The 21,235-nt window shown below is 61.1% G+C and carries 15 protein-coding genes and 1 pseudogene; 6 read left to right on the top strand and 10 right to left on the bottom strand.

Annotated elements, in window-relative coordinates; genetic code table 11:
- From AC3WWR_RS26505 to AC3WWR_RS26515, 3 genes are all read right to left on the bottom strand, one after another.
- On the bottom strand, nt 1–411 hold a 411-nt coding region (locus AC3WWR_RS26505), incomplete at its 3' end, for a hypothetical protein (protein ID WP_492599196.1).
- A 34-nt stretch (nt 412–445) separates the two neighbouring features.
- Nucleotides 446–1,045 carry an FMN-dependent NADH-azoreductase gene (locus AC3WWR_RS26510; RefSeq protein WP_033044030.1) on the bottom strand — a complete coding sequence of 200 codons (600 nt, stop codon included), beginning with the start codon at nt 1,043–1,045 and terminating at the stop codon, nt 446–448.
- Nucleotides 1,046–1,195: 150 nt separating this feature from the next.
- A complete protein-coding gene (locus AC3WWR_RS26515) occupies nt 1,196–1,510 on the bottom strand; it encodes a hypothetical protein (RefSeq protein ID WP_020801290.1) in 315 nt (104 codons plus the stop codon).
- Nucleotides 1,511–1,560: 50 nt separating this feature from the next.
- Between AC3WWR_RS26515 and AC3WWR_RS26520 the strand changes: the two genes are divergently transcribed.
- The 4 genes and pseudogenes from AC3WWR_RS26520 (at nt 1,561) to AC3WWR_RS26535 (ending at nt 5,790) form a co-directional block, all read left to right on the top strand.
- Nucleotides 1,561–2,484 (top strand): PA3225 family LysR-type transcriptional regulator, encoded by a 924-nt coding sequence (locus tag AC3WWR_RS26520; RefSeq protein WP_492599197.1) that lies wholly within the window; start codon nt 1,561–1,563, stop codon nt 2,482–2,484.
- Nucleotides 2,485–2,498: 14 nt separating this feature from the next.
- Nucleotides 2,499–3,304 (top strand): annotated as a pseudogene (locus tag AC3WWR_RS26525) (alpha/beta fold hydrolase).
- A 3-nt stretch (nt 3,305–3,307) separates the two neighbouring features.
- On the top strand, nt 3,308–3,865 hold the full coding sequence (locus AC3WWR_RS26530) for a peptidylprolyl isomerase A (RefSeq protein ID WP_020801287.1): 558 nt from the start codon (nt 3,308–3,310) through the stop codon (nt 3,863–3,865).
- A 92-nt stretch (nt 3,866–3,957) separates the two neighbouring features.
- The gene (locus AC3WWR_RS26535; RefSeq protein ID WP_020801286.1) at nt 3,958–5,790 is read left to right on the top strand and encodes an ABC transporter ATP-binding protein; all 1,833 of its coding nucleotides are present in this window, start codon (nt 3,958–3,960) and stop codon (nt 5,788–5,790) included.
- Between the two features lie 28 nt (nt 5,791–5,818).
- On the opposite strand, the gene AC3WWR_RS26540 is transcribed toward AC3WWR_RS26535, so the two are convergent.
- Nucleotides 5,819–6,943 (bottom strand): GNAT family N-acetyltransferase, encoded by a 1,125-nt coding sequence (locus AC3WWR_RS26540; RefSeq protein WP_033044027.1) that lies wholly within the window; start codon nt 6,941–6,943, stop codon nt 5,819–5,821.
- Between the two features lie 282 nt (nt 6,944–7,225).
- On the opposite strand from AC3WWR_RS26540, the gene AC3WWR_RS26545 reads away from it, so the two are divergent.
- Entirely contained in the window at nt 7,226–8,545 is a 1,320-nt protein-coding gene (locus AC3WWR_RS26545) for a putative porin (protein ID WP_020801283.1), read from the top strand.
- Between the two features lie 235 nt (nt 8,546–8,780).
- Here the strand turns inward: AC3WWR_RS26545 and AC3WWR_RS26550 are convergent, their stop codons facing one another.
- The 3 genes from AC3WWR_RS26550 to aceK form a co-directional block, all read right to left on the bottom strand.
- Nucleotides 8,781–9,902, bottom strand: coding sequence for a beta-ketoacyl-ACP synthase III (locus tag AC3WWR_RS26550; protein WP_020801282.1), 1,122 nt, complete (start codon nt 9,900–9,902; stop codon nt 8,781–8,783).
- A 359-nt stretch (nt 9,903–10,261) separates the two neighbouring features.
- Complete coding sequence (hrpA, locus tag AC3WWR_RS26555; RefSeq protein WP_020797857.1) at nt 10,262–14,173, bottom strand: ATP-dependent RNA helicase HrpA; 3,912 nt, start codon at nt 14,171–14,173, stop codon at nt 10,262–10,264.
- Nucleotides 14,174–14,367: 194 nt separating this feature from the next.
- The gene (gene aceK, locus AC3WWR_RS26560) at nt 14,368–16,086 is read right to left on the bottom strand and encodes a bifunctional isocitrate dehydrogenase kinase/phosphatase (protein ID WP_020797856.1); all 1,719 of its coding nucleotides are present in this window, start codon (nt 16,084–16,086) and stop codon (nt 14,368–14,370) included.
- Nucleotides 16,087–16,243: 157 nt separating this feature from the next.
- Here aceK and AC3WWR_RS26565 point away from each other — a divergent pair, with 157 nt between their 5' ends.
- Entirely contained in the window at nt 16,244–17,131 is an 888-nt protein-coding gene (locus tag AC3WWR_RS26565) for a DMT family transporter (RefSeq protein WP_020797855.1), read from the top strand.
- A gap of 109 nt (nt 17,132–17,240) precedes the next feature.
- On the opposite strand, the gene AC3WWR_RS26570 is transcribed toward AC3WWR_RS26565, so the two are convergent.
- From AC3WWR_RS26570 to AC3WWR_RS26580, 3 genes are read right to left on the bottom strand one after another with little or no spacing between them, the layout of a single operon-like run.
- Nucleotides 17,241–18,821 (bottom strand): aldehyde dehydrogenase (NADP(+)), encoded by a 1,581-nt coding sequence (locus AC3WWR_RS26570; protein ID WP_020797854.1) that lies wholly within the window; start codon nt 18,819–18,821, stop codon nt 17,241–17,243.
- Between the two features lie 59 nt (nt 18,822–18,880).
- The gene (gene araD1 / locus AC3WWR_RS26575; RefSeq protein ID WP_492599198.1) at nt 18,881–19,876 is read right to left on the bottom strand and encodes an AraD1 family protein; all 996 of its coding nucleotides are present in this window, start codon (nt 19,874–19,876) and stop codon (nt 18,881–18,883) included.
- 24 nt (nt 19,877–19,900) lie between these two features.
- Nucleotides 19,901–21,076 carry an L-rhamnonate dehydratase gene (locus tag AC3WWR_RS26580; RefSeq protein ID WP_033045585.1) on the bottom strand — a complete coding sequence of 392 codons (1,176 nt, stop codon included), beginning with the start codon at nt 21,074–21,076 and terminating at the stop codon, nt 19,901–19,903.
- Nucleotides 21,077–21,235: the final 159 nt, after the last annotated feature.

Below are 21,235 nucleotides of genomic sequence, written 5' to 3' on the forward strand. Positions count from 1 at the left end.
CACCGAGTGGTGGGGCAAAGCCTTTTGCTTCCTTTTTGGCGTTTGAAAAAGGGAGTCGCCGTAAGGGCGAAACCATAGGAGGCCGTTACCGCAGCAATGGATATGTACTCCGACAACCAATTTCACACAGGGCTTCTTGTGACGTCCCCGCATCACCGTTGCGCACGGCTCAATTAATGCGTCGTCAGTGGAACGCGGAGCGTCCCTGGCGGCATTCCCACGCAGAGCGTGGGAACGATCAATCGCCAGCAGGCTCGCTCCCACAGTGGTTATGGGTCCGTTCACAAAACCCTGGGCAAAAAAAAGCCCGATCTCGCTAAAGCGTTCAATCGGGCTAGAGCACTCAGGAGCAACAAGTGCAAAGGGAGGTTCGATGCGCGTGCAGGCTTGAAGGGTTACGCGCCAGGTCACTAGACCATCCAGTGATTATCTGGCGATTAACGGCTCAGGCCACCTGGGAAAGCTTGGCGTTCGCCTGGTTCAGGCCTTTCTCCTGGAAGTCGCCGCCCAGGTTCATGCCTTCGGCGTGGATGAACGTCACGTCGTGGATGCCGATGAAGCCCATGACCTGGCGCAGGTAGGGTTCCTGGTGATCCGCGGTGCTGCCGGCGTAGATCCCGCCGCGCGCCGTCAGTACATAAGCGCGCTTGCCACTGAGCAAACCCTGCGGTCCGGTTTCGGTGTACTTGAAGGTGACGCCGGCACGCAGCACATGGTCAAGCCAGGCCTTGAGGGTGCTCGGGATGGCGAAGTTGTACATCGGCGCGGCCATTACCAGCACGTCGGCGGCGAGCAACTCGTCGGTCAGCTGGTTGGAGCGCTCCAGGGAAAGTTGTTCGATGTCGCTGCGTTGCTCGGCGGGCTTCATCCAGCCGCCCAACAAGTTGATGTCCAGATGCGGCACCGGATTGACAGCCAGGTCGCGAACGGTGATCTGGTCGCCGGGGTGCGCGGCTTGCCACTGGCTGATGAAGGTCTGGGTCAGTTGACGGGAAACCGAGTCTTGCTGACGGGCACTGCTTTCGATGATCAGAACGCGGGACATGGTTTGTAGGCTCCATCTGAGAATGCTGTAAGTCGATGGAGTGAAGGTTAAACAGAGTCATATCGATGAAAAAGCGCAAATAACTGCTATAACCAATCGATAATTTCGTTTATAAGCGGAGCATCGGCAATTCGCGTGCTCCGCTGGAGGTCATTTCGGCTTGCAGGTCATGGTGATGTACAGCTTGATGATCTTGCGGTTGAACTTGGCTGAAAGATCCGCGCTCTTACCCGCGTCCAGGTTGACCCTGCGAGTCTTTGGCGATTCAGGACCGTTGCGAAACACCACCGAGCATTCGGCAGCGGTGTCGCCGTAGTTGTTCACGGTGATCGAGCCCATGTCGTAGTCGGAGGCATAGGTGGTGTAGTCGATCTTCAGTCCATTGAGCTCTTTTTGTACGTCGATCGGATAAGCAAACGCAGTCATTGGCAGCATCGCCAGCAACAAAGAACAGATTTTTTTCATTCAGCAGTCTCCAATAAGAACTGCGCAGCTTAGGACAACAGGAGCCCATCATGAAAGCGCCCCGCGTGACCCTTGATCAATGGCGAACGCTTCAAGCCGTGGTCGACCACGGCGGTTTCGCCCAGGCCGCCGAAGCGCTACACCGCTCGCAATCGTCGGTCAGCTACACCGTGGCGCGCATGCAAGACCAGCTTGGCGTGCCGTTGTTGCGCATCGACGGGCGCAAAGCGGTACTCACCGAGGCTGGCGGCGTGTTGCTGCGCCGCTCCCGGCAACTGGTGAAACAGGCCAGTCAGCTCGAAGACCTGGCCCATCACATGGAGCAAGGCTGGGAAGCCGAAGTGCGCCTGGTGGTCGATGCCGCCTACCCGAGCGCCCGCCTGGTCCGCGCGCTGACCGCGTTCATGCCGCAAAGCCGCGGCTGTCGCGTGCGTCTGCGCGAAGAGGTGCTGTCGGGTGTGGAGGAGGTCCTGCTCGAAGGCGTGGCCGACCTGGCCATCAGCAGTTTCAGCATTCCCGGTTACCTGGGCGCGGAATTGAGCGACGTCGAGTTCGTCGCGGTCGCGCATCCGGAACATCCCCTGCACCGCCTCAATCGCGAACTGAATTTCCAGGACCTGGAAAGCCAGCTGCAAGTGGTCATCCGTGACTCCGGGCGCCAGCAACCACGGGACGTCGGCTGGCTCGGTGCCGAACAACGCTGGACCGTCGGCAGCCTGGCCACCGCCGCCACTTTTGTCGGCAGCGGCCTGGGGTTCGCCTGGTTGCCAAGGCACATGATCGAACGCGAACTCAAGGAAGGTACGCTCAAGGTGCTACCGTTGGACCAGGGCGGCAGCCGCAACCCGAGTTTTTTCCTGTATTCGAACAAGGAAAAACCGCTCGGCCCGGCGACGCAGATTCTTGTCGAGCTGCTGCGCACATTCGACACTGCACCCCTGGACGCACCGTTCGCCGCCCCAGAACAAGCCTGACACGGAGGTAATGCATGGCCTATTTCGAACACGAAGGTTGCAACCTGCACTACGAGGAATATGGCCACGGCACGCCGTTGCTGCTGGTCCACGGCCTGGGTTCCAGTACCCTCGACTGGGAAGAACAGATTCCGGCGCTCGCCGCCCGCTACCGGGTGATCGTCCCGGATGTACGCGGTCACGGGCGCTCCGACAAACCCCGCGAGCGCTACAGCATCGCCGGGTTCAGCGCCGACCTGGTGGCACTGATCGAGCACCTGAACCTGGAGCCCGTGCATTACGTAGGATTGTCGATGGGGGGCATGATCGGCTTTCAGCTGGGCGTGGACCAGCCGCAATTGCTTAAGAGCCTGTGCATCGTCAATAGCGCACCCGAGGTCAAGTTGCACACCCGCGACGATTATTGGCAGTGGTTCAAGCGCTGGAGCCTGATGCGCGTACTCAGCCTTCACAGCATCGGCAAAGCCCTGGGCGGCAAACTGTTCCCCAAGCCAGGACAGGCTGATTTGCGACAAAAGATGGCCGAGCGCTGGGCAAAAAACGACAAACATGCTTATCTCGCCAGCTTCGATGCCATTGTTGGCTGGGGGGTGCAGGAACGACTTTCGAGGATTTCCTGTCCAACCCTCATCGTCAGCGCCGACCGTGACTACACGCCGGTCGCGCTGAAGGAAAACTACGTCAGGCTGCTGCCGAATGCGCGGCTGGCCGTGATCGCCGATTCGCGTCACGCTACCCCGCTGGACCAGCCCGAACGCTTCAACCAGACGCTGCTCGAATTTCTCACCGCAGTCGACACTTCCACACTCAGGATCACTGACCCATGCTGAAAAAAATCGCCCTCGCCGCTGGCTCCGTACTGTTTGCCGCCAACCTGATGGCGGCAACGCCTGCCAAGGCGCCGCACGTTCTTCTGGAAACCACCAACGGCCAGATCGAAATCGAACTGGACCCGGTCAAGGCCCCGATCAGTACCAAGAACTTCCTTGAGTACGTGGACAGCGGCTTCTACAACAACACGATCTTCCACCGCGTGATCCCGGGTTTCATGGTCCAGGGCGGCGGCTTCACCCAGCAAATGCAGCAAAAGGAAACCAAGGCGCCGATCAAGAACGAGCACAAGAACGGCCTGGTCAACGTTCGTGGCACCTTGTCCATGGCACGTACTTCGGTCCCTGACTCGGCGACCAGCCAGTTCTTCATCAACGTCAAGGACAACGATTTCCTCGACCAGGGTGATGGCTACGCGGTGTTCGGCAAAGTGGTCAAGGGTATGGACGTGGTGGACATCATCGTCAATTCGCCCACTACCGTGCGCAATGGCATGAAGGATGTGCCCGCCGACCCGGTGTTCATCAAGTCGGCCAAGCGCATCGACTAAGACTAAGCTGGACAAGGATGTCCGGGCCGTTGCCGGTGTTGCCGGCAACGCTCAAACCGTTGAAGGAGAGCCCGTTCGCGGGTGAATAACCGATGCTTTATCGCCGTTTCGAAAAACTGATCGACGTCTTCCGCGATGCCCCGACAGCCGCACCGCCGGATCGGGTCCTGCCTTTCTATACTTACTACCTCAAGCAGGTCTGGCCCAGTTTTGCCGCCCTGCTTATCGTCGGCCTGATCGGTGCACTGATCGAAGTGGCGCTGTTCAGCTACCTGAGCCGCATCATCGACCTGGCCCAGGGCACGCCCAACGCGGATTTTTTCAAGCAACACAGCCTCGAACTGACCTGGATGGTGGTGGTAGCACTGGTTTTGCGCCCGGTATTCGTCGGCCTGCATGACCTGCTGGTGCACCAGACCCTCAGCCCCAGCATGACCAGCCTGATTCGCTGGCAGAACCACAGCTACGTGCTCAAGCAGAGCCTGAATTTTTTCCAGAATGACTTCGCCGGGCGCATCGCCCAGCGCATCATGCAAACTGGCAACTCCCTGCGCGATTCCGCGGTGCAGGCGGTGGATGCGCTGTGGCATGTGCTGATCTACGCCATCAGCTCGCTGGTGCTGTTCGCCGAAGCCGACTGGCGCCTGATGATCCCGCTGCTGACCTGGATCATCGCCTTCATCAGCGCGCTCTACTACTTCGTACCACGGGTCAAGGATCGCTCGGTGGTGGCCTCCGATGCGCGCTCCAAACTCATGGGGCGGATCGTCGACGGCTACACCAACATCACCACCCTGAAGCTGTTTGCCCACACCAACTTCGAGCAACAGTACGCCCGCGAAGCGATCAAGGAGCAAACCGAAAAAGCCCAACTGGCCGGCCGTGTCGTGACCAGCATGGACGTGGTCATCACCAGCATGAACGGCCTGTTGATCGTCAGCACCACCGGCCTGGCCCTGTGGCTGTGGACGCAGTCGCTGATCACCGTGGGCGCCATTGCACTCGCGACCGGGCTGGTGATCCGCATCGTCAACATGTCCGGCTGGATCATGTGGGTGGTTACCGGCATCTTCGAAAACATCGGCATGGTCCAGGATGGCTTGCAGAGCATTTCGCAGCCGGTCAGCGTGACTGACCGCGACCAGGCCAAACCCCTTGCGGTCGCCCGTGGCGAAGTACGTTTCGAAAATGTGGATTTCCACTACGGCAAACAGAGCGGGATCATCGGCGGGCTCAACCTGACGATCAAACCCGGGGAGAAGATTGGCCTGATCGGTCCGTCCGGTGCGGGCAAGTCGACCCTGGTCAATCTGCTGCTGCGCCTGTATGACGTGGAAGGCGGGCGCATTCTCATCGACGGCCAGAACATCGCCGACGTCAGCCAGGAAAGCCTGCGCGAACGCATTGGCATGATTACCCAGGACACCTCGCTGCTGCATCGCTCGATCCGCGATAATTTGTTGTATGGCAAACCCGACGCCACCGATGCCGAACTCTGGGAAGCGGTGCACAAGGCCCGGGCCGACGGGTTCATCCCGCTGTTGTCCGACGCTGAAGGCCGCAGCGGTTTCGATGCCCATGTCGGGGAACGCGGGGTGAAGCTTTCCGGCGGCCAGCGCCAGCGCATTGCCATCGCCCGCGTCCTGCTCAAGGACGCGCCGATCCTGATCATGGACGAGGCTACCTCGGCCCTGGATTCGGAGGTCGAGGCGGCCATCCAGGAAAGCCTGGAAACCCTGATGCAGGGCAAGACCGTGATCGCCATCGCCCACCGACTCTCGACCATCGCCCGAATGGACCGGCTGGTAGTGCTGGAGAATGGCCGGATTGCCGAAACCGGCACTCACGCTGAACTGCTGGCCCACGGCGGTTTGTATGCGCGGTTGTGGCAGCACCAGACGGGTGGGTTCGTCGGGATCGACTGAACCGCTCCCACAGGAAACGGTGCGATGTTCAGGTTTGGCGATAGGGTAACGCCGTCCTCGCGTCCTCGGCGTAGGCCAGTACGCCTAGGCGCTCCTGGCGCAGGAAATCCTTGACCGCAGCTTTCAATCCGGGATGGCGCAGGTAGTGCCAGGAATGGGTGATCACCGGTTCAAAGCCGCGAATCAACTTGTGTTCGCCCTGGGCGCCGGCATCGAAACGCTGGTAGCCGTTGGCAATCGCGTAGTCCATACCCTGGTAGAAACAGGTCTCGAAATGCAGGCGGTCGAACTCCGCCAGGCAGCCCCAGTAACGACCATAGAAACTGTCGCCACCGACCAGACTGAAGGCCATCGCCACCGGGCGTGAGCCTTGTTTGGCCAAAACGACTCGTATCGCCTGCGGCATGCGCTCGGCCAGCAGGCTGAAAAATTCCCGCGTCAGGTAAGGTCGTTGCCGGCGAACCGCGTAAGTGTTGGCGTAGCAGGCATAGACAAAATCCCACTGTGCCTCGGTCAGTTGCCGACCTTCGAGCCATTCGAATTCAATCCCTTGCCCGGCGACTTGCTCGCGTTCCTTGCGCATCTGCTTGCGTTTGCGCGAACTCAGGGCGTCGAGAAAATCCTGAAAGTCCCGATAGCCACGGTTCTGCCAGTGGTACTGGCAGCCGATGCGTTGCAGCCAGCCAGGTTGTTCGGCCAGTGCGGCGTCGGTGAACGGGTCGGTGAAGTTGATATGGGCACTGGAGAGCTGTTCGATCTCCAGGTAGCCCGGCAGGCTCTTGAGCAATTCGAAACCATCTTCGACCCTGGCCGCCAGCAAGCGTGGCCCGCTAACCGGGCTGAACGGCACGGCGGTCAAAAGCTTGGGGTAGTAATCGATGCCGGCGCGTTCGCAGGCATCGGCCCAGGCGTGGTCGAACACGTACTCGCCGTAGGAATGCCATTTGCGGTAGCTGGGCAACGCAGCGATCAGTCGTTCGCCTTCAACGTGCAGCAAATGTTCGGGTTGCCAGCCGGAATGGGGTCCCACACTACCACTGTCTTCCAACGCGCCGAGAAACCCGTGCCGCAGAAATGGCTGGTTCTCGGGTACCAGCGCATCCCAGGTTTTCGGGTCGATTTCCGACAGGTTTTGCAGGCGTTGCAACGGCATCACCGTCCTCACTCTTCATGGCGTGAAAGCTTGGCGAGTATCGCCTATCGCTGTGCATTGCACACGGGCAATTCGACGACAGCGCTCTGGATCAATCGTTTGCAACGACTGGGCACCGTCACAGACATGCCATCACTCTGCCACTGCACTGTCATAAACCATCGCGATACTGGCGCCTGTTTTTAGAGCGCCGGGTTATATCCGGCCACTGTTTTCCGTCCACCCCATGGTCGGTTGTGCCCAGGATGGTCCAGCCATCCACTCTCATCTTCGGAGATTGATATGCGTCTTGCTTCCACGAAAACTGCGGCGGCCTTGTGTGGCGGCCTGTTGCTGGCCATGAGTGTTCCTGCCAGCGCTGCAGTCGACGCCAAACTGCTCGACATGCTCAAGGCTAACGGCTCGATTACCAACGCCCAGTACAGCGAACTGCAAGCCGAGCTGGCACGGGACCAGAAAGACCAGCAAATCGCTCGTCAGGCCCAGCAAGAGACCAACGAGCAGATCGCGGCAACCGCGAAGAAAACCAATGAGCTGAGCACCTTCGACCAGAAACTGGCGTGGGCGGCCAAGACCCAATTCAAGGGCGACGTGCGTTTCCGACAGGAAAACGTCCACAACGATGGCGTTTCCAACAACAAGGACCAGGATCGCCAGCGCATAAGGGCCCGCCTGGGCGCGTTCAGCGAAATCAACCCGCAAGTCGACACCGGCATCCGTATTGCCACCGGCAGCAGCGACGACGCTCGCTCCACCAACCAGGACCTGAACAACTACTTCGACAAGAAGCAGATCTGGTTGGACCTGGGTTATGTCGACTACCACCCCGACGCCATCAAGAACCTGCACGTGATCGGCGGCAAGATGCTGCAGCCGTGGGTGAGCATGGGCGACATCATCTGGGATAGCGACATCAACCCGGAAGGCCTGGCCCTGACTTACAAATACCCGCTGGGCAATACCGAACTGTTCGGCAGCGCCGGTCACTACACTCTCAAGGACAACGTCGACGGCGAAGGGGTGCAGTTCAAGCACGACCTGCGCCTGTACGCTGGTCAATTGGGTGCGCGTTTCGCCATCACCGACAACCTGAAAATGACCGTGGGCGGCAGCCTCTACAACTACGACAACGACGAAGACAGCGCCTGCACCGCCAGCACCTCGCCATGCGCGCTGGCCGTCAACGGTAACACCCCGGGCGAGCAGTTCCGCCTGTGGGAAGGGTTCAGCCAGATCGACATCGGCGGCCTGCCAATGCCGCTGTCGCTGTACGGCCAGTACGTCCACAACGCCGAAGCCAGCAACGACAAGGACACCGGTTGGCTGGCCGGCGTCAAGACCAAGGTCTACGGCTTTGGCCTGGACTACAACTACCGCGACGTGCAGCAAAACGCGGTGGTGGGTGCCTTCACCGACTCTGACTTTGCCAACGGCTTCACCGGTTCGCGCGGCAGCAAGCTGAAAGTCAGCTACGAGCTCGACAAGAACTTCACCCTCGGTGCGACGTATTTCATGGCGAACTCCGACTACACCAACGCCAGCGTCAACCTGAAGGACTCCGACATCAACACCCTGCAACTGGATGCCGAAGCGAAGTTCTGATTTCCCGCTATACGACTCCGGCACGGATGCCTGAGCCACTCTTGCAGCCTGGCGTTGATCTATCGGTCCCCATCATCCTCCGATAGGTCAACGCCGGGCTGTTTCTATTGGCGTAAAAAAAGATCGCAGCCTGCGGCAGCTCCTACGCGAACGGGTTCAACGCAATATCGCGATTGAACATCGATCCATGTAGGAGCTGCCGCAGGCTGCGATCTTTTCAGCTACGGCGAAAAACTCAGCGTTTGCGCAGCAACACGCTACCGATCGAGTAACCAGCGCCGAACGAGCTGAGCACCGCCAGCGAGCCCGCGGCCAGATCATCCTGGTGCTTGTGGAACGCAATCACCGAACCTGCCGAACTGGTGTTGGCATAGGTATCGAGAATCACCGGCGCTTCCTGCTCGGTGGCTTCACGGCCCAGCAGCTTCCTGACGATCAGGTGATTCATGCTGAGGTTGGCCTGGTGCAGCCAGAAGCGCTTCACGTCATTGACGTTGAGCTGATTCTCTTCCAGGTGCGCAGCGATCAGCTCGGCGACCATCGGGCAGACTTCCTTGAACACCTTGCGGCCTTCCTGCACGAACAGTTTGTCCTTGGCACCGATGCCCTCTTCCGCGGCGCGGTTGAGGAAGCCGAAGTTATTGCGGATGTTGTTGGAGAACTTGGTCAGCAGCTTGGTGCTGACAATGTCGAACTGGTGACTGGAGGTGGCGAGGTCAGCGCGCTCGATGATCACCGCGGTAGCGGCATCGCCGAAGATGAAGTGGCTGTCGCGATCGCGGAAGTTCAGGTGGCCAGTGCAAACTTCCGGGTTGACCATCAGGATCGCCCGGGCCTGGCCCAGCTGGACGCTGTTGGCCGCGGCCTGGATGCCGAAGGTGGCCGAGGAGCAGGCCACGTTCATGTCGAAACCAAAACCCTGGATGCCCAGCGCTTCCTGGACTTCGATGGCGATGGCCGGGTAGGCGCGTTGCAGGTTGGAGCAGGCGACGATCACGCCGTCGATGTCCGCGGCGGTTTTGCCGGCACGTTGCAGGGCTTGTTCAGCTGCGCCGATGGCCATCTGGCAAAGCACCGACCATTCGTCGTTGGAACGCTCCGGCAAGCGTGGCGCCATGCGCTGGGGGTCGAGAATGCCTTCCTTGTCCATGACAAAACGGCTTTTGATGCCGGAGGCTTTCTCGATGAACGCTGCGCTGGATTCGGTCAACGCCTCGACTTCGCCGCGGGCGATGGCCTCGGCGTTGTCGGTGTTGAATTGAGCGACATAAGCATTGAAAGACTGCACCAGCTCTTCGTTGGAGATGCTGTTGGCCGGGGTGTACAGGCCGGTGCCGCTGATGACGACGTTATGCATGGTCGTGTCTCTAATCTGTTCAGGCAGAAAGTATTGGCACAGTCGTACCAATACGCAAAGGGTCTATTTCCGTCCCGGGGACGCAAACCTGGCATCGCTTGATCCGTCGCGCGAGCTGGCCGAAGGCTCTAGCCCGTGAAACTGGCGCTTATGGTCGCGAAGTTTGCCATAAACCTTGGATTTTCGCCCCTTTTGCAAATACGGCGGTACGACGCGATACCTGTAGGAGCGAGCATGCTCCGGGCGGCGTTCCGACGATGGACTTGAGGACGCCGCGGGGTATCAGGCACCCAGCGTCATCGTTGACGTCCATCGCGAAGGTGCGACGATTCGACATGCTCGCTCCTACAGAGGCCATGTCAGGGCTCGACCTGGCTCCATTGCTTGTTCAGGCGCTTGTCCGAGATCGGTACTTTGGTCCCCAGTTGCTGGGCGAATAGCGAAACCCGGTATTCCTCCAGCCACCAGCGATACAGCTCCAGCTGTGGATCGCGCTTGCCTTCCTGGGCGTGTTTGTTGGCGCGGGTCTGGTATTGCGTCCAGAGGCCGGACAACTCGCCGCTCCAGACCCGATCCCGTTGCACCTGGGCGCCGATTTTTTCGAAACGCTGTTCGATGGCCTTGAGGTAGCGTGGCAGTTCCTTGAGCCACTGCATCGGCGTTTCCCGGACAAATCCCGGATACACCAGGTGGCTGAGCTGCTGCTTGATGTCGTTCAGGGCCACGGCTTGCGCCAGGTCGATCTTGCCCTTGAAGCGCTTTTGCAGGCCGTGCCAGTGCTTGAGGATTTCCAGAGTCAGTTTCGCCACGCGTTCGGCATGTTCGGTCCAGGTACCGCGCTTGCGTTCGGCCAACGACGCCAACCCGGCACCGTCGCGTGGCAGCGGGTCTTCACCGTCGAGGATGCAGCTGTCGAGGCTGGCCAACAGTATGTCTTCGACCAGTGCATCAACACGGCCCATGTCGCGATACAGCAGCCCCAGTTCGGTCAGGCCCGGCAACTTGCCGCGCAGGAACTTCGCCGGTTCCGCCAGTTGTTGCAGCAGCAAGCGCTGCAGGGCGCGGCGATGTTGGAACTCGGCTTCGGCCGGAGTCGAGAACCGTCCTTCCTTGACCGTCCCCGCCTCTTCCACCAGCGCCGGATAGACCGTCATCGACAGGCCGGCGATCTTCTGCTGGGTTTTCTCGGCGACGGCGGCGAACACTTTCGGTTCGACCGGCTGCTGGCTTTTCGCGGTTTGCGGTACCGCCAGGGCAGCCTGGCTGGCTTCGGCGAAACGCGCCGTCAGTTCGGCCAGGTCGCGTCCTTCGCCGAGAAACTTGCCCTGGGCGTCGACGATTTCCAGGTTCATCCGCAGATGGCTTTCGACCTGTTGTGCCGCCTCGCTCCAGGCTTCATCGCTGACCCGGGCGCCGGTCATGCGCAACAACTCGCGACCCAAGGCTTGTGGCAACGAGCCTTCAGCGAAGGTCATGCGCTGCAACGCGGCTTTGACGAAATCCGGCACCGGCACGAAATTCTTGCGCAAGGCCTTGGGCAAGTTACGCACCAGCGCAATGCACTTGGCTTCGATCACGCCCGGCACCAGCCACTCCAGGCGCTCCGGCGGCAGCATCGGCAACAGTGGTGCCGGTACCCGCAGGGTCACGCCATCACGCGGGTGGTTCGGTTCGAAGTGGTAGCTCAGGGCCAGTTCCAGGTCGCCGATGTGCAGCGTGTCCGGATAATGCTGGGCAGTGACTTCACTGGCTTCGCGGGCCAGCACGTCTTCCTCGCGCATGATCAGCAGTTGCGGGTCTTTCTGGCTGTTGATCCGATACCAGCTGTCGAAGGTCGCGGTCTGGTGGATTTCTGCCGGCAGGCGCGCATCGTAGAAGGCGTAGAGGGTTTCTTCGTCAGCCAGGATGTCGCGGCGACGGGCCTTGGCTTCCAGCTCGTCGAGTTGTTCGAGCAATTGCTTGTTAGCGGTCAGGCATTTGGCTTTCGACTGAATCTCGCCGCGCACCAACGCTTCACGGATGAACAGTTCACGGGACACCACGGGATCAACCGGACCGTAATGCACCGGCCGGCGGCCGACCACGATCAGCCCGAACAGGGTGATCTGCTCGAAGGCCACGACCTGGCCACGCTTCTTCTCCCAATGGGGTTCGAAGTGGTTTTTCTTGATCAGGTGCCCGGCCAGCGGCTCGATCCAGTCGGCATCGATCTTGGCCACCATGCGTGCATACAGCTTGGTGGTTTCCACCAGTTCGGCGGTCATCAGCCATTGCGGACGCTTCTTGCCGATACCTGACGAGGGGTGAATCCAGAATCGTCGCTGACGCGCGCCGAGGTAATCGCCGTCTTCGGTTTTCTGGCCGATCTGGCTCAGCAACCCCACCAGCACCGCCTTGTGCAGTTTTGGATAGTCCGCCGGCTCTTTATTGAGGCTCAACTGCATGTCGCGGCAGATCAGGCTCAATTGGCGATGGGAGTCGCGCCATTCACGCAGACGCAGGTAATTCAGGAAATTCTTGCGACACCAGTTGCGCAGCGGGCTCGCCGTCAGCGCCTGGCGCTGCTCTTCGAAACCGCGCCACAGGTTGACCAGCCCGGCGAAGTCCGAGTCGCTGTCCTTCCATTGCGCATGGGCCTGATCCGCCGCTTGCTGGCGTTCCGGCGGACGTTCGCGCGGGTCCTGGATCGACATGGCACTGGCGACGATCAGCACTTCCTGCAGGCTACCGAGCTTCGCCGCTTCGAGCAGCATGCGGCCCATGCGCGGGTCCACCGGCAGCCGCGCCAATTGGCGACCAAGGGGGGTCAACTGGCTGTTGCGGTCTACTGCCGAGAGTTCTTGCAGCAGGTTGAAACCGTCGCTGATCGCCTTGCCATCTGGCGGTTCGATAAACGGGAACGCGGTGATTTCGCCGAGGCGCAGGTGCAGCATCTGCAAAATAACCGCGGCCAGGTTGGTGCGCAGGATTTCCGGATCGGTAAATTCCGGACGCCCGAGGAAATCCTCTTCGCTGTACAGGCGCACACAGATGCCCGGCTCGACCCGTCCGCATCGGCCCTTACGCTGGTTGGCGCTGGCCTGGGAAATGGCTTCGATCGGCAGGCGCTGGACCTTGGCGCGGTAGCTGTAGCGACTGATGCGCGCAGTGCCGCTGTCGATCACGTATCGGATGCCCGGCACGGTCAGCGAGGTTTCCGCGACGTTGGTCGCCAGCACCACGCGACGGCCCGGGTGCGACTGGAAAATCCGCTGCTGCTCGGCCGGCGACAGGCGCGCGTACAACGGCAGGATCTCGGTGTGTTTGAGCTGGGCCTTGCGCAGCATGTCGGCGGCGTCGCGAATCTCGCGCTCGCCGGGCAGGAACACGAGCACGTCACCGGGGCTGCGGCGTTCGCTGCGCTCATAGGCGGCAATTTCATCGAGGGTGGCGAGGATCGCCTGATCCACCGTCAGGTCGTCCTCGACACGATTGCCCTCCTCGTCCTGCTCCAGGGTCAGCGGGCGATACCAGGTGTCCACCGGGAAGGTGCGACCGGAGACCTCGACAATCGGCGCATCGTCGAAATGCTTGGAGAAGCGCTCCAGGTCGATGGTCGCCGACGTGATGATGACTTTCAGGTCCGGACGACGCGGCAGCAGGGTTTTCAGGTAACCGAGCAGGAAGTCGATGTTGAGGCTGCGTTCGTGGGCTTCGTCGACGATGATGGTGTCGTAGCGTTCCAGATAACGGTCGTTCTGGGTTTCCGCCAGCAGGATGCCGTCGGTCATCAGCTTGATCAACGTATTGGAATCGCTCTGGTCCTCGAACCGCACCTGATAGCCGACCAGGGCACCCAACGGCGTGCCGAGTTCTTCGGCCACACGGGCGGCCACGCTGCGCGCGGCGATCCGACGCGGTTGGGTGTGGCCGATCAGGCCATGTTGGCCGCGCCCGATTTCCAGGCAGATCTTCGGCAGCTGGGTGGTTTTACCCGACCCGGTTTCGCCGGCAATGATCAGCACCTGATGCTGTTGCAGGGCCTTCTTGATTTCGTCGCGCTTGGCGGCGATCGGCAGGCTGTCGTCGTAACGAATCACCGGCAGGCTGGCACGGCGGGCCAGCACCTGGTCACAGGACGCCTGCATCCGCGCTACCCACTGGGCCAGTTTGGCCTCGTCGGGTTTCTTGCGCAGCTCAAGCAACTGCCGCCGCAGCCGGTGGCGGTCGGCGAGCATGGCGTGATCGAGGTTTTTCAGCAGTTTGTCGATGGAGGGCGATTCGTCGGTCATCAGGTACGCAATTCAGTCGTCTAGTGGCGCAGGGGGCGGATTGTCGCAGATTTGGGCTTCCGTGTGATCGCTGGTTCCCTGATCATTCCCACGCTCTGCGTGGGAATGCATCAAGTGACGCTCCGCGTCACAGGGACGCGGAGCGTCCTGGGCGGCATTCCCACGCAGAGCGTGGGAACGATCTGTGTGGGGGGTTACTCGTTATCGAGGCCCTTGCGCCGATAAGGGAACACATCGATCACCTTGCCGGCACGGATGGCCTCTTGCAGGCTCTTCCAGTAATCGGCGTTGTACAGCTCGCCGTGCAGTTGATCGAACAACTTGCGCTGGCCCGAATCGGCAAATAGAAACGGCGGGAATTCCTCAGGAAACACATCCAGCGGCCCGATCGAATACCAAGGCTCGGACGCCATCTCGTCTTCCGGCGTACGCGGTTGCGGAATGTGGCGGAAGTTGGCTTCGGTCAGGAAGCAGATCTCGTCATAGTCATAAAACACCACGCGCCCATGCCGCGTGACGCCGAAGTTCTTGAGCAGCATGTCCCCGGGAAAGATGTTCGCCGCCGCCAGTTGCTTGATCGCCAGGCCGTAATCCTCCAGGGCTTCGCGCACCTGCGCCGGGTTGGCGTTTTCCAGGTACAGGTTCAGCGGCGTCATCCGCCGCTCGGTCCAGCAGTGGCGGATCAGCACCGTGTCGCCTTCCACCGACACCGTGGACGGCGCGACATCCAGCAGTTCTTCGAGGCACGCAGGGTCGAACTTGCTCAGCGGGAAACGGAAGTCGGCGAACTCCTGGGTGTCGGCCATGCGCCCGACACGGTCGACGCTTTTCACCAGCCGGTACTTCTCGATCACCGTAGCGCGGTCGACGTTTTTCGACGGTGAGAAACGGTCCTTGATGATTTTGAATACCGTGTTGAAACCTGGCAGGGTGAACACGCTCATGACCATGCCGCGCACGCCCGGCGCCATGATGAACTGGTCGTCGGTGTTGGCCAGGTGGTTGATCAGCGCGCGGTAGAACTCAGACTTGCCATGCTTGTAGAAGCCGATCGAGGTGTACAACTCGGCGACGTGCTTGCCCGGCAGGATGCGCTTGAGGAAACCGATGAACTCCGCCGGCACCGGCACATCCACCATGAAATACGAACGGGTGAAGGAAAAGATGATCGACACGTCCGCCTCGTCGGTGATCAGTGCATCGATCTGGATCCCCCGCCCCTCGAGGTGCAGAAGCGGGATCGCCAATGGCCATTGCTCATCGGCGGTGTAGATGCGCCCCACCAGGTAGGCGCCCTTGTTGCGGTAGAGCACCGAGGAAAACAGTTCGACGCTCAGTTCAGGGTCCTTGCACACCCAATCGGGCAGGTTCTCGCGCAGTTGCGCTTCAAGGCGGCGCAGGTCGCCGGGCAGGTCGGCGTAGTCCTCGCTGAAGCGATAATCGGCGAAGATGCTCGCCAGCATGCCCGCCAGCTGGCCTTGGGGCTTGTAGGTGCGGGTTTGCGCGGCGCGGGCCCGGCGCAGGCTCGGCCGTGTGGTGTGGATGAACATGCAGCCGTCGCTGATCAGGTCATGGCTGAACAGGCCGCAGAAAATCGAGTTGTACCAGGTCTCGGACAATTCATCGTCGAAGCGCAGGTCGATCAAGGTGATGTACGCGCTCTTGACCAGCGGCCAGCAACTGACGTCCAGCGTGTCGGTGTCAAAGGCGGTGTGCAATCGTGCCACTGTCTCACTGACTTTTTCTTCGTAGAGATTGATCCGCGCCGCCGACGCCGACTGCGTCTCCTGCCACCTGGCTTGCTCGAAGCGGGCCCGGGCGCCGTCGGTGATCTGGCGAAAATGCTCGCGGTAATCGTCAAAGCCATCGAGGATCAGGCGGGCGATGTCGGCGGCTGGCCATTGCTGCGGCATGGTGAGACCTCTGCGGGAATTCGTGAGCCCTGAGCTTAGCCAGTGAAGCGGGTGCAGGAGAAGTGTAATTTTGCGCGCGGGTTATTTGCCCGTTTTCCGGTTGCCATGGATCAGCCGCTCGGCAACACTCTCGTCCCGATCAAGGAAGGAGAGCAGCGTGAACCCCGTCGATATAGTCCGTTTACTGTCACTGGCGGCCATCTGGGGTGCGAGCTTTCTGTTCATGCGCATCATCGCCCCGGTGATTGGCACGATCCCTACGGCCTTTTTCCGCGTGTCGATTGCCGCTACCGGCTTGTTGCTGATCCTCGGGCTGATGCGCATCAGCTGGGATTTCAAAGGCAAGCTCAAGACTGTGATGCTGCTCGGGGTGATCAACTCCGGGATTCCAGCAACTCTGTATTCCGTGGCTGCCCAGGTGCTGCCGGCCGGGTACTCGGCGATTTTCAACGCCACCACACCACTGATGGGCGTTTTGATCGGTGGGCTGTTTTTTCATGAGAGACTCACCGCCGCCAAGCTCGGCGGGGTATTGCTCGGATTGCTTGGCGTTGGTGTGCTGACCCGCGCAGGCCCGGTCGCATTCGACCTGCAGTTGCTGATGGGCGCCTTCGCCTGCCTGCTCGCCACCACCTGTTATGGTTTCGCCGGATTCCTCGCCCGCCGCTGGCTGGATCAGGCCGGCGGCCTCGACAGCCGTTTGTCTGCGCTGGGCAGCATGCTCGGCGCCACGCTGTTCCTGTTGCCGTTGTTCGGCTACAGCGTGATCAGCCAACCGCCGGCAAGCTGGGGCGGCTGGAGTGTCTGGTTGTCGCTGCTGGGATTGGGGCTGGTGTGCACCGCGCTTGCGTACATCGTTTACTTCCGCTTGCTCAGTTCGGTCGGGCCGGTGAGGTCGATGACCACGACCTTCCTGATCCCGCCGTTCGGCGTGTTGTGGGGGGCGCTGTTACTGGATGAGCCATTGTCGATGGCGCATGTCTATGGCGGGGTGTTGATTGCGGCGGCGTTGTGGCTGGTGTTGAAGCCGGCCAGGACCAGGTAAGTTGCTGCGACGATGATTGTAGGAGCTGCCGCAGGCTGCGATCTTTTGATCTTGTTTTTAAAAGCAAAATCGAAAGATCGCAGCCTGCGGCAGCTCCTACAGGGGGAAATCACAACGCCAACGAACTCACCTCCCCATCCACCAATCGCCGAATCCCCAGCGGATTAGCGTTCTGCAACGCCTCGGGCAGCAACGCGTCCGGGTAGTTCTGGAAGCACACCGGGCGCAGGAAGCGGTCGATGGCCAGGGTACCGACCGAGGTGCCGCGCGAGTCGGACGTCGCCGGATACGGCCCGCCATGCACCATCGCTTCGCACACCTCGACGCCGGTCGGATAGCCATTGAGCAGAATCCGCCCGACCTTTTCCTGCAACATCTCCGCCAGCCAGCGGTACTGCAGCAACTCGTCAGGCTCGCCGATCAAGGTCGCCGTCAACTGCCCGCGCAGGCCCTGTAGCGCCGCCGCCAACTGCGCGCGGTCCTCGACTTCGATGACGATGGTGGTCGGCCCGAATACTTCTTCCTGAAGCAACTCATCGCCCTTGAGCAACAGGCTGACATCGGCCTTGAACACTTGCGGCTGCGCCTGATTGCCCTGTTGCGGCTTGCCCGCCAGATGAGTCAGCCCCGGATGTTCGTGCAGTTCACCCAAACCTCGGCTGTAGCTGTCCAGCCCTGCGGCATTGAGCATGGTTTGCGCAGGTTGCTGGTTCATGCTCGCGCAAAAAATTTCGAGAAAGCTGCTGAACTGCGGCGAACGCAGGCCGATGACCAGCCCTGGATTGGTACAGAACTGACCACAGCCCAGGGTCACCGAGCCGGCGAGTTGCGCCGCGATCTGCTCGCCGCGCACCGCCAGCGCCTCGGGCAGCAGGAACACCGGGTTGATGCTCGACATCTCGGCGAACACCGGAATCGGCTGTGGTCGGGTCGCGGCCATGTGGCTCAAGGCATTGCCACCTTTGAGCGAACCGGTGAAACCCACGGCCTGGATCGCCGGGTGCTTGACCAGCCACTCACCGACGCCACCGCCATAAATCATGTTGAAAACCCCGGCCGGCATTTGCGTGCGTTCGGCGGCGCGGATGATCGCGTCCGCCACCCATTCGGCGGTTGCCATGTGCCCGCTGTGGGCCTTGAACACCACCGGGCAACCGGCGGCCAGGGCCGAGGCGGTATCGCCACCCGCCGTGGAGAACGCCAACGGAAAGTTGCTCGCGCCGAACACGGCCACCGGCCCCAGGGCGATGCGGTACTGACGCAGATCCGGGCGCGGCAATGGCTGGCGCTCCGGCAGCGCCCGATCGATGCGTGCGCCGTAGAAATCACCGCGACGCAGCACCCTGGCGAACAAGCGCAACTGGCCGCTGGTGCGACCGCGTTCGCCCTGGATACGCCCGGCCGGCAACGCGGTTTCGCGGCAAACGGTGGCAACGAAATCCTCGCCCAGCGCATCGATTTCATCGGCGATGGCGTCGAGGAAGGTCGCGCGTTTTTCCGCGCTCAGGTTGCGGTAGATCGGGTACGCCGCCGCGGCGGCTTTGGCGGCGGCATCCACTTCGGCTTCGGACGCCTGAAAGAAGGTGCCGGGCAACGGCTCGCCGGTGGTCGCGTCGAGACTTTGCAGTTGCAAGGTGCCGTTGGCGCTGCGGCGGCCGCCGATGTAGTTGTGGCCAAGAAATTGAGTCATGTGAGTTCCTTGATCAATGGCAGACCTTTAGGAGCCGGCTTGCCGGCTCCTACAGGGGGTCAGAGTGTGCGCACCTGACCGATAGGCAACGGCTGGGCACTTTCGCCGATGCCGTTCACCAGTGGCGCACCGAACTCATCGAGGCTGATCTGGAAGCTATCGCCCGGCTGGGTCTTGATGCCGTCGGCAAACGACAGTGTGGCGGTGCCAAAGTAGTGCACATGAACATCGCCGGGGCGCAAGAACTGTGCGTACTTGAAGTGGTGGAACTCGAGGTTGGCCAGGCTGTGGCACATGTTGTCTTCGCCGCTGAGAAATTCCTTTTCCCAGATCGTTTCGCCATTGCGCTTGATACGGCTGGTGCCGACCAGGTGCCTGGGCAATTCACCGACGCGCAACTCGGGTCCGTAGGAGCAGCAGCGCAATTTCGAATGGGCGAGGTACAGGTAGTTACGCCGTTCCATGACATGGTCGGAGAACTCATTGCCCAAGGCATAACCGACGCGATACGGCTGGCCGTCGTCGCCGATCACGTAGAGCCCGGTCAGCTCCGGTTCTTCACCGGCGTCTTCGGCGAAGGGCGGCACCGGGAAGTCCGCGCCGGGACGCACGACGATGCTGCCGTCGCCCTTGTAGAACCATTCCGGCTGCGCACCGACCTGCCCGCCCCCTGGCTTACCGCCCTCCAGACCCCATTTGAACATGCGCATGGTGTCGGTCATGCCGGCTTCGACGGCGCCCTCCTGCTGGTGCATTTTGTCCCGCGTCGAGGCGCTGCCCAGGTGGGTCAGGCCGGTGCCGCTGATCAGGCAATGGGCGGGGTCTTCGTGGTCCAGCGGTGGCAGGACCTGGCCCCGCTGCAACAGCTGTGCGTAGTCCGGGCCCGGCGCGGTGCCGCGCAAAGCGACTTCTTCTGCCAGGCTGCGTTTGGCGTGGATCGCCGCGAGTGCCAGTTCGCGGGTGCTGCGGGTGCCTTGGAGCACCTGCACTTGTGCCCCGTCGACCAGCCCGACCTGGCGTTCACCGGCCGTGTTTTCGAATTGAATCAGGCGCATGTCGTCCTCCGGTAGGTCGTGGGGTCACTCGATGATGTTGAAGTCGCTCAGGTACTCATCGGAGATTTCCAGGCCAAGACCCGGCTTGTTGTCGTCGAGCTGGATATAGCCGTTGACCGGTTGCGGCTCGCCCTTGAACACGTAGTAGAAGAGTTCGTTGCCGACCTCGACGTCGAACACCGGGAAGAACTCGGCCATCGGCGAGGCGGTGGTGGACATGGTCAGGTGATAGTTGTGCATCTGCCCGGCGTGCGGAATGACCGGTACTGACCAGGCTTCGGCCATGGCGTTGATCTTGCGCGCTGCGGTGATGCCGCCGACGCGGTTGGTGTCGTACTGGATCACGTCGACGGCGCGACGCTCCAGCAGGTCCTTGAAGCCGTAGGACGTGAATTCGTGCTCACCCCCGGAGATCGGCATGATCCCCATTTTTTTCAGCTCGATGTAGCCTTCGATGTCATCGGCGATCACCGGCTCTTCCAGCCAGCGCGGCTCGAACTCGGCCAGTTTCGGCAACATGCGACGGGCATATTCGAGGGTCCAGCCCATGTAGCATTCGAGCATGATGTCGACGTCGGGACCGGCCAGGTTACGCAAGGCGCGCACTTGTTCGATGTTCTTGCGCATGCCCGCCGGGCCGTCTTTCGGGCCGTAGCCGAAGCGCATTTTCAGCGCGGTGAAGCCTTGGTTCAGATAGCCCTGGGCTTCTTCCAGGAACAGGTCGAGGTTGTCGTTAGCGTAGAGCTTGGAGGCGTAGGTCCAGATCTTTTCCTTGGTGCGGCCGCCGAGCAGCTTGAACACCGGCTTGTTGACCGCCTTGCCCATGATGTCCCAGATGGCGATATCAATCGCCGAGATGGCCGCCATGCCGATGCCTTTGCGGCCCCAGGCGTGGCTCTGGCGGTACATCTTCTGCCAGATGTATTCGTTGTCGAACGGGTCTTCGCCAATCGCGATGGGTGCCAGGTAGGTGTCGATGATTTCCTTGGCCACCCGTGGCGCCAGGGCGCAGTTGCCGATGCCGACAAGACCGGTGTCGGTCTCGACTTCCACCACCAGCCAGCCGTGGAAACGGAACGAGCCCATGGCGTCGCCGCGCTCGAACAGGATGTCGCTGGCGTTGGTGCAGAAGTGCGCTTGAGGTGGGACGACTTTGCCTTTCCACTCGAAAACGCGGGTACGGATCGCTTTGATTTTCATGAATACAGATTCCTTGCGCTGCCGGCTTCTTGTCATTGTTGTGTCGTTGCGTAGAGCCGCTGGAGAGCGGTTGTGCGCATTCGATGGAGCGACTTTAGCCAGCGCCAAGGGGCTGCGGATAATCACTTATGCGTATCCGGCGATAACCTGGGGTGATAG

The sequence above is a fragment of the Pseudomonas sp. EB271-G4-1 genome, from assembly GCF_058791355.1.

What these genes read in the sequence shown, in the direction of transcription:
- AC3WWR_RS26540 (WP_033044027.1), bottom strand. Translation starts at nt 6,943, where the DNA reads ATGCCGTTGCAACGCCTGCAAAACCTGTCGGAAATCGACCCGAAAACC.
- AC3WWR_RS26570 (WP_020797854.1), bottom strand. Translation starts at nt 18,821, where the DNA reads ATGACTCAATTTCTTGGCCACAACTACATCGGCGGCCGCCGCAGCGCC.
- AC3WWR_RS26510 (WP_033044030.1), bottom strand. Translation starts at nt 1,045, where the DNA reads ATGTCCCGCGTTCTGATCATCGAAAGCAGTGCCCGTCAGCAAGACTCG.
- hrpA (WP_020797857.1), bottom strand. Translation starts at nt 14,173, where the DNA reads ATGACCGACGAATCGCCCTCCATCGACAAACTGCTGAAAAACCTCGAT.
- araD1 (WP_492599198.1), bottom strand. Translation starts at nt 19,876, where the DNA reads ATGCGCCTGATTCAATTCGAAAACACGGCCGGTGAACGCCAGGTCGGG.
- AC3WWR_RS26545 (WP_020801283.1), top strand. Translation starts at nt 7,226, where the DNA reads ATGCGTCTTGCTTCCACGAAAACTGCGGCGGCCTTGTGTGGCGGCCTG.
- AC3WWR_RS26515 (WP_020801290.1), bottom strand. Translation starts at nt 1,510, where the DNA reads ATGAAAAAAATCTGTTCTTTGTTGCTGGCGATGCTGCCAATGACTGCG.
- AC3WWR_RS26535 (WP_020801286.1), top strand. Translation starts at nt 3,958, where the DNA reads ATGCTTTATCGCCGTTTCGAAAAACTGATCGACGTCTTCCGCGATGCC.
- aceK (WP_020797856.1), bottom strand. Translation starts at nt 16,086, where the DNA reads ATGCCGCAGCAATGGCCAGCCGCCGACATCGCCCGCCTGATCCTCGAT.
- AC3WWR_RS26520 (WP_492599197.1), top strand. Translation starts at nt 1,561, where the DNA reads ATGAAAGCGCCCCGCGTGACCCTTGATCAATGGCGAACGCTTCAAGCC.
- AC3WWR_RS26530 (WP_020801287.1), top strand. Translation starts at nt 3,308, where the DNA reads ATGCTGAAAAAAATCGCCCTCGCCGCTGGCTCCGTACTGTTTGCCGCC.
- AC3WWR_RS26550 (WP_020801282.1), bottom strand. Translation starts at nt 9,902, where the DNA reads ATGCATAACGTCGTCATCAGCGGCACCGGCCTGTACACCCCGGCCAAC.
- AC3WWR_RS26580 (WP_033045585.1), bottom strand. Translation starts at nt 21,076, where the DNA reads ATGAAAATCAAAGCGATCCGTACCCGCGTTTTCGAGTGGAAAGGCAAA.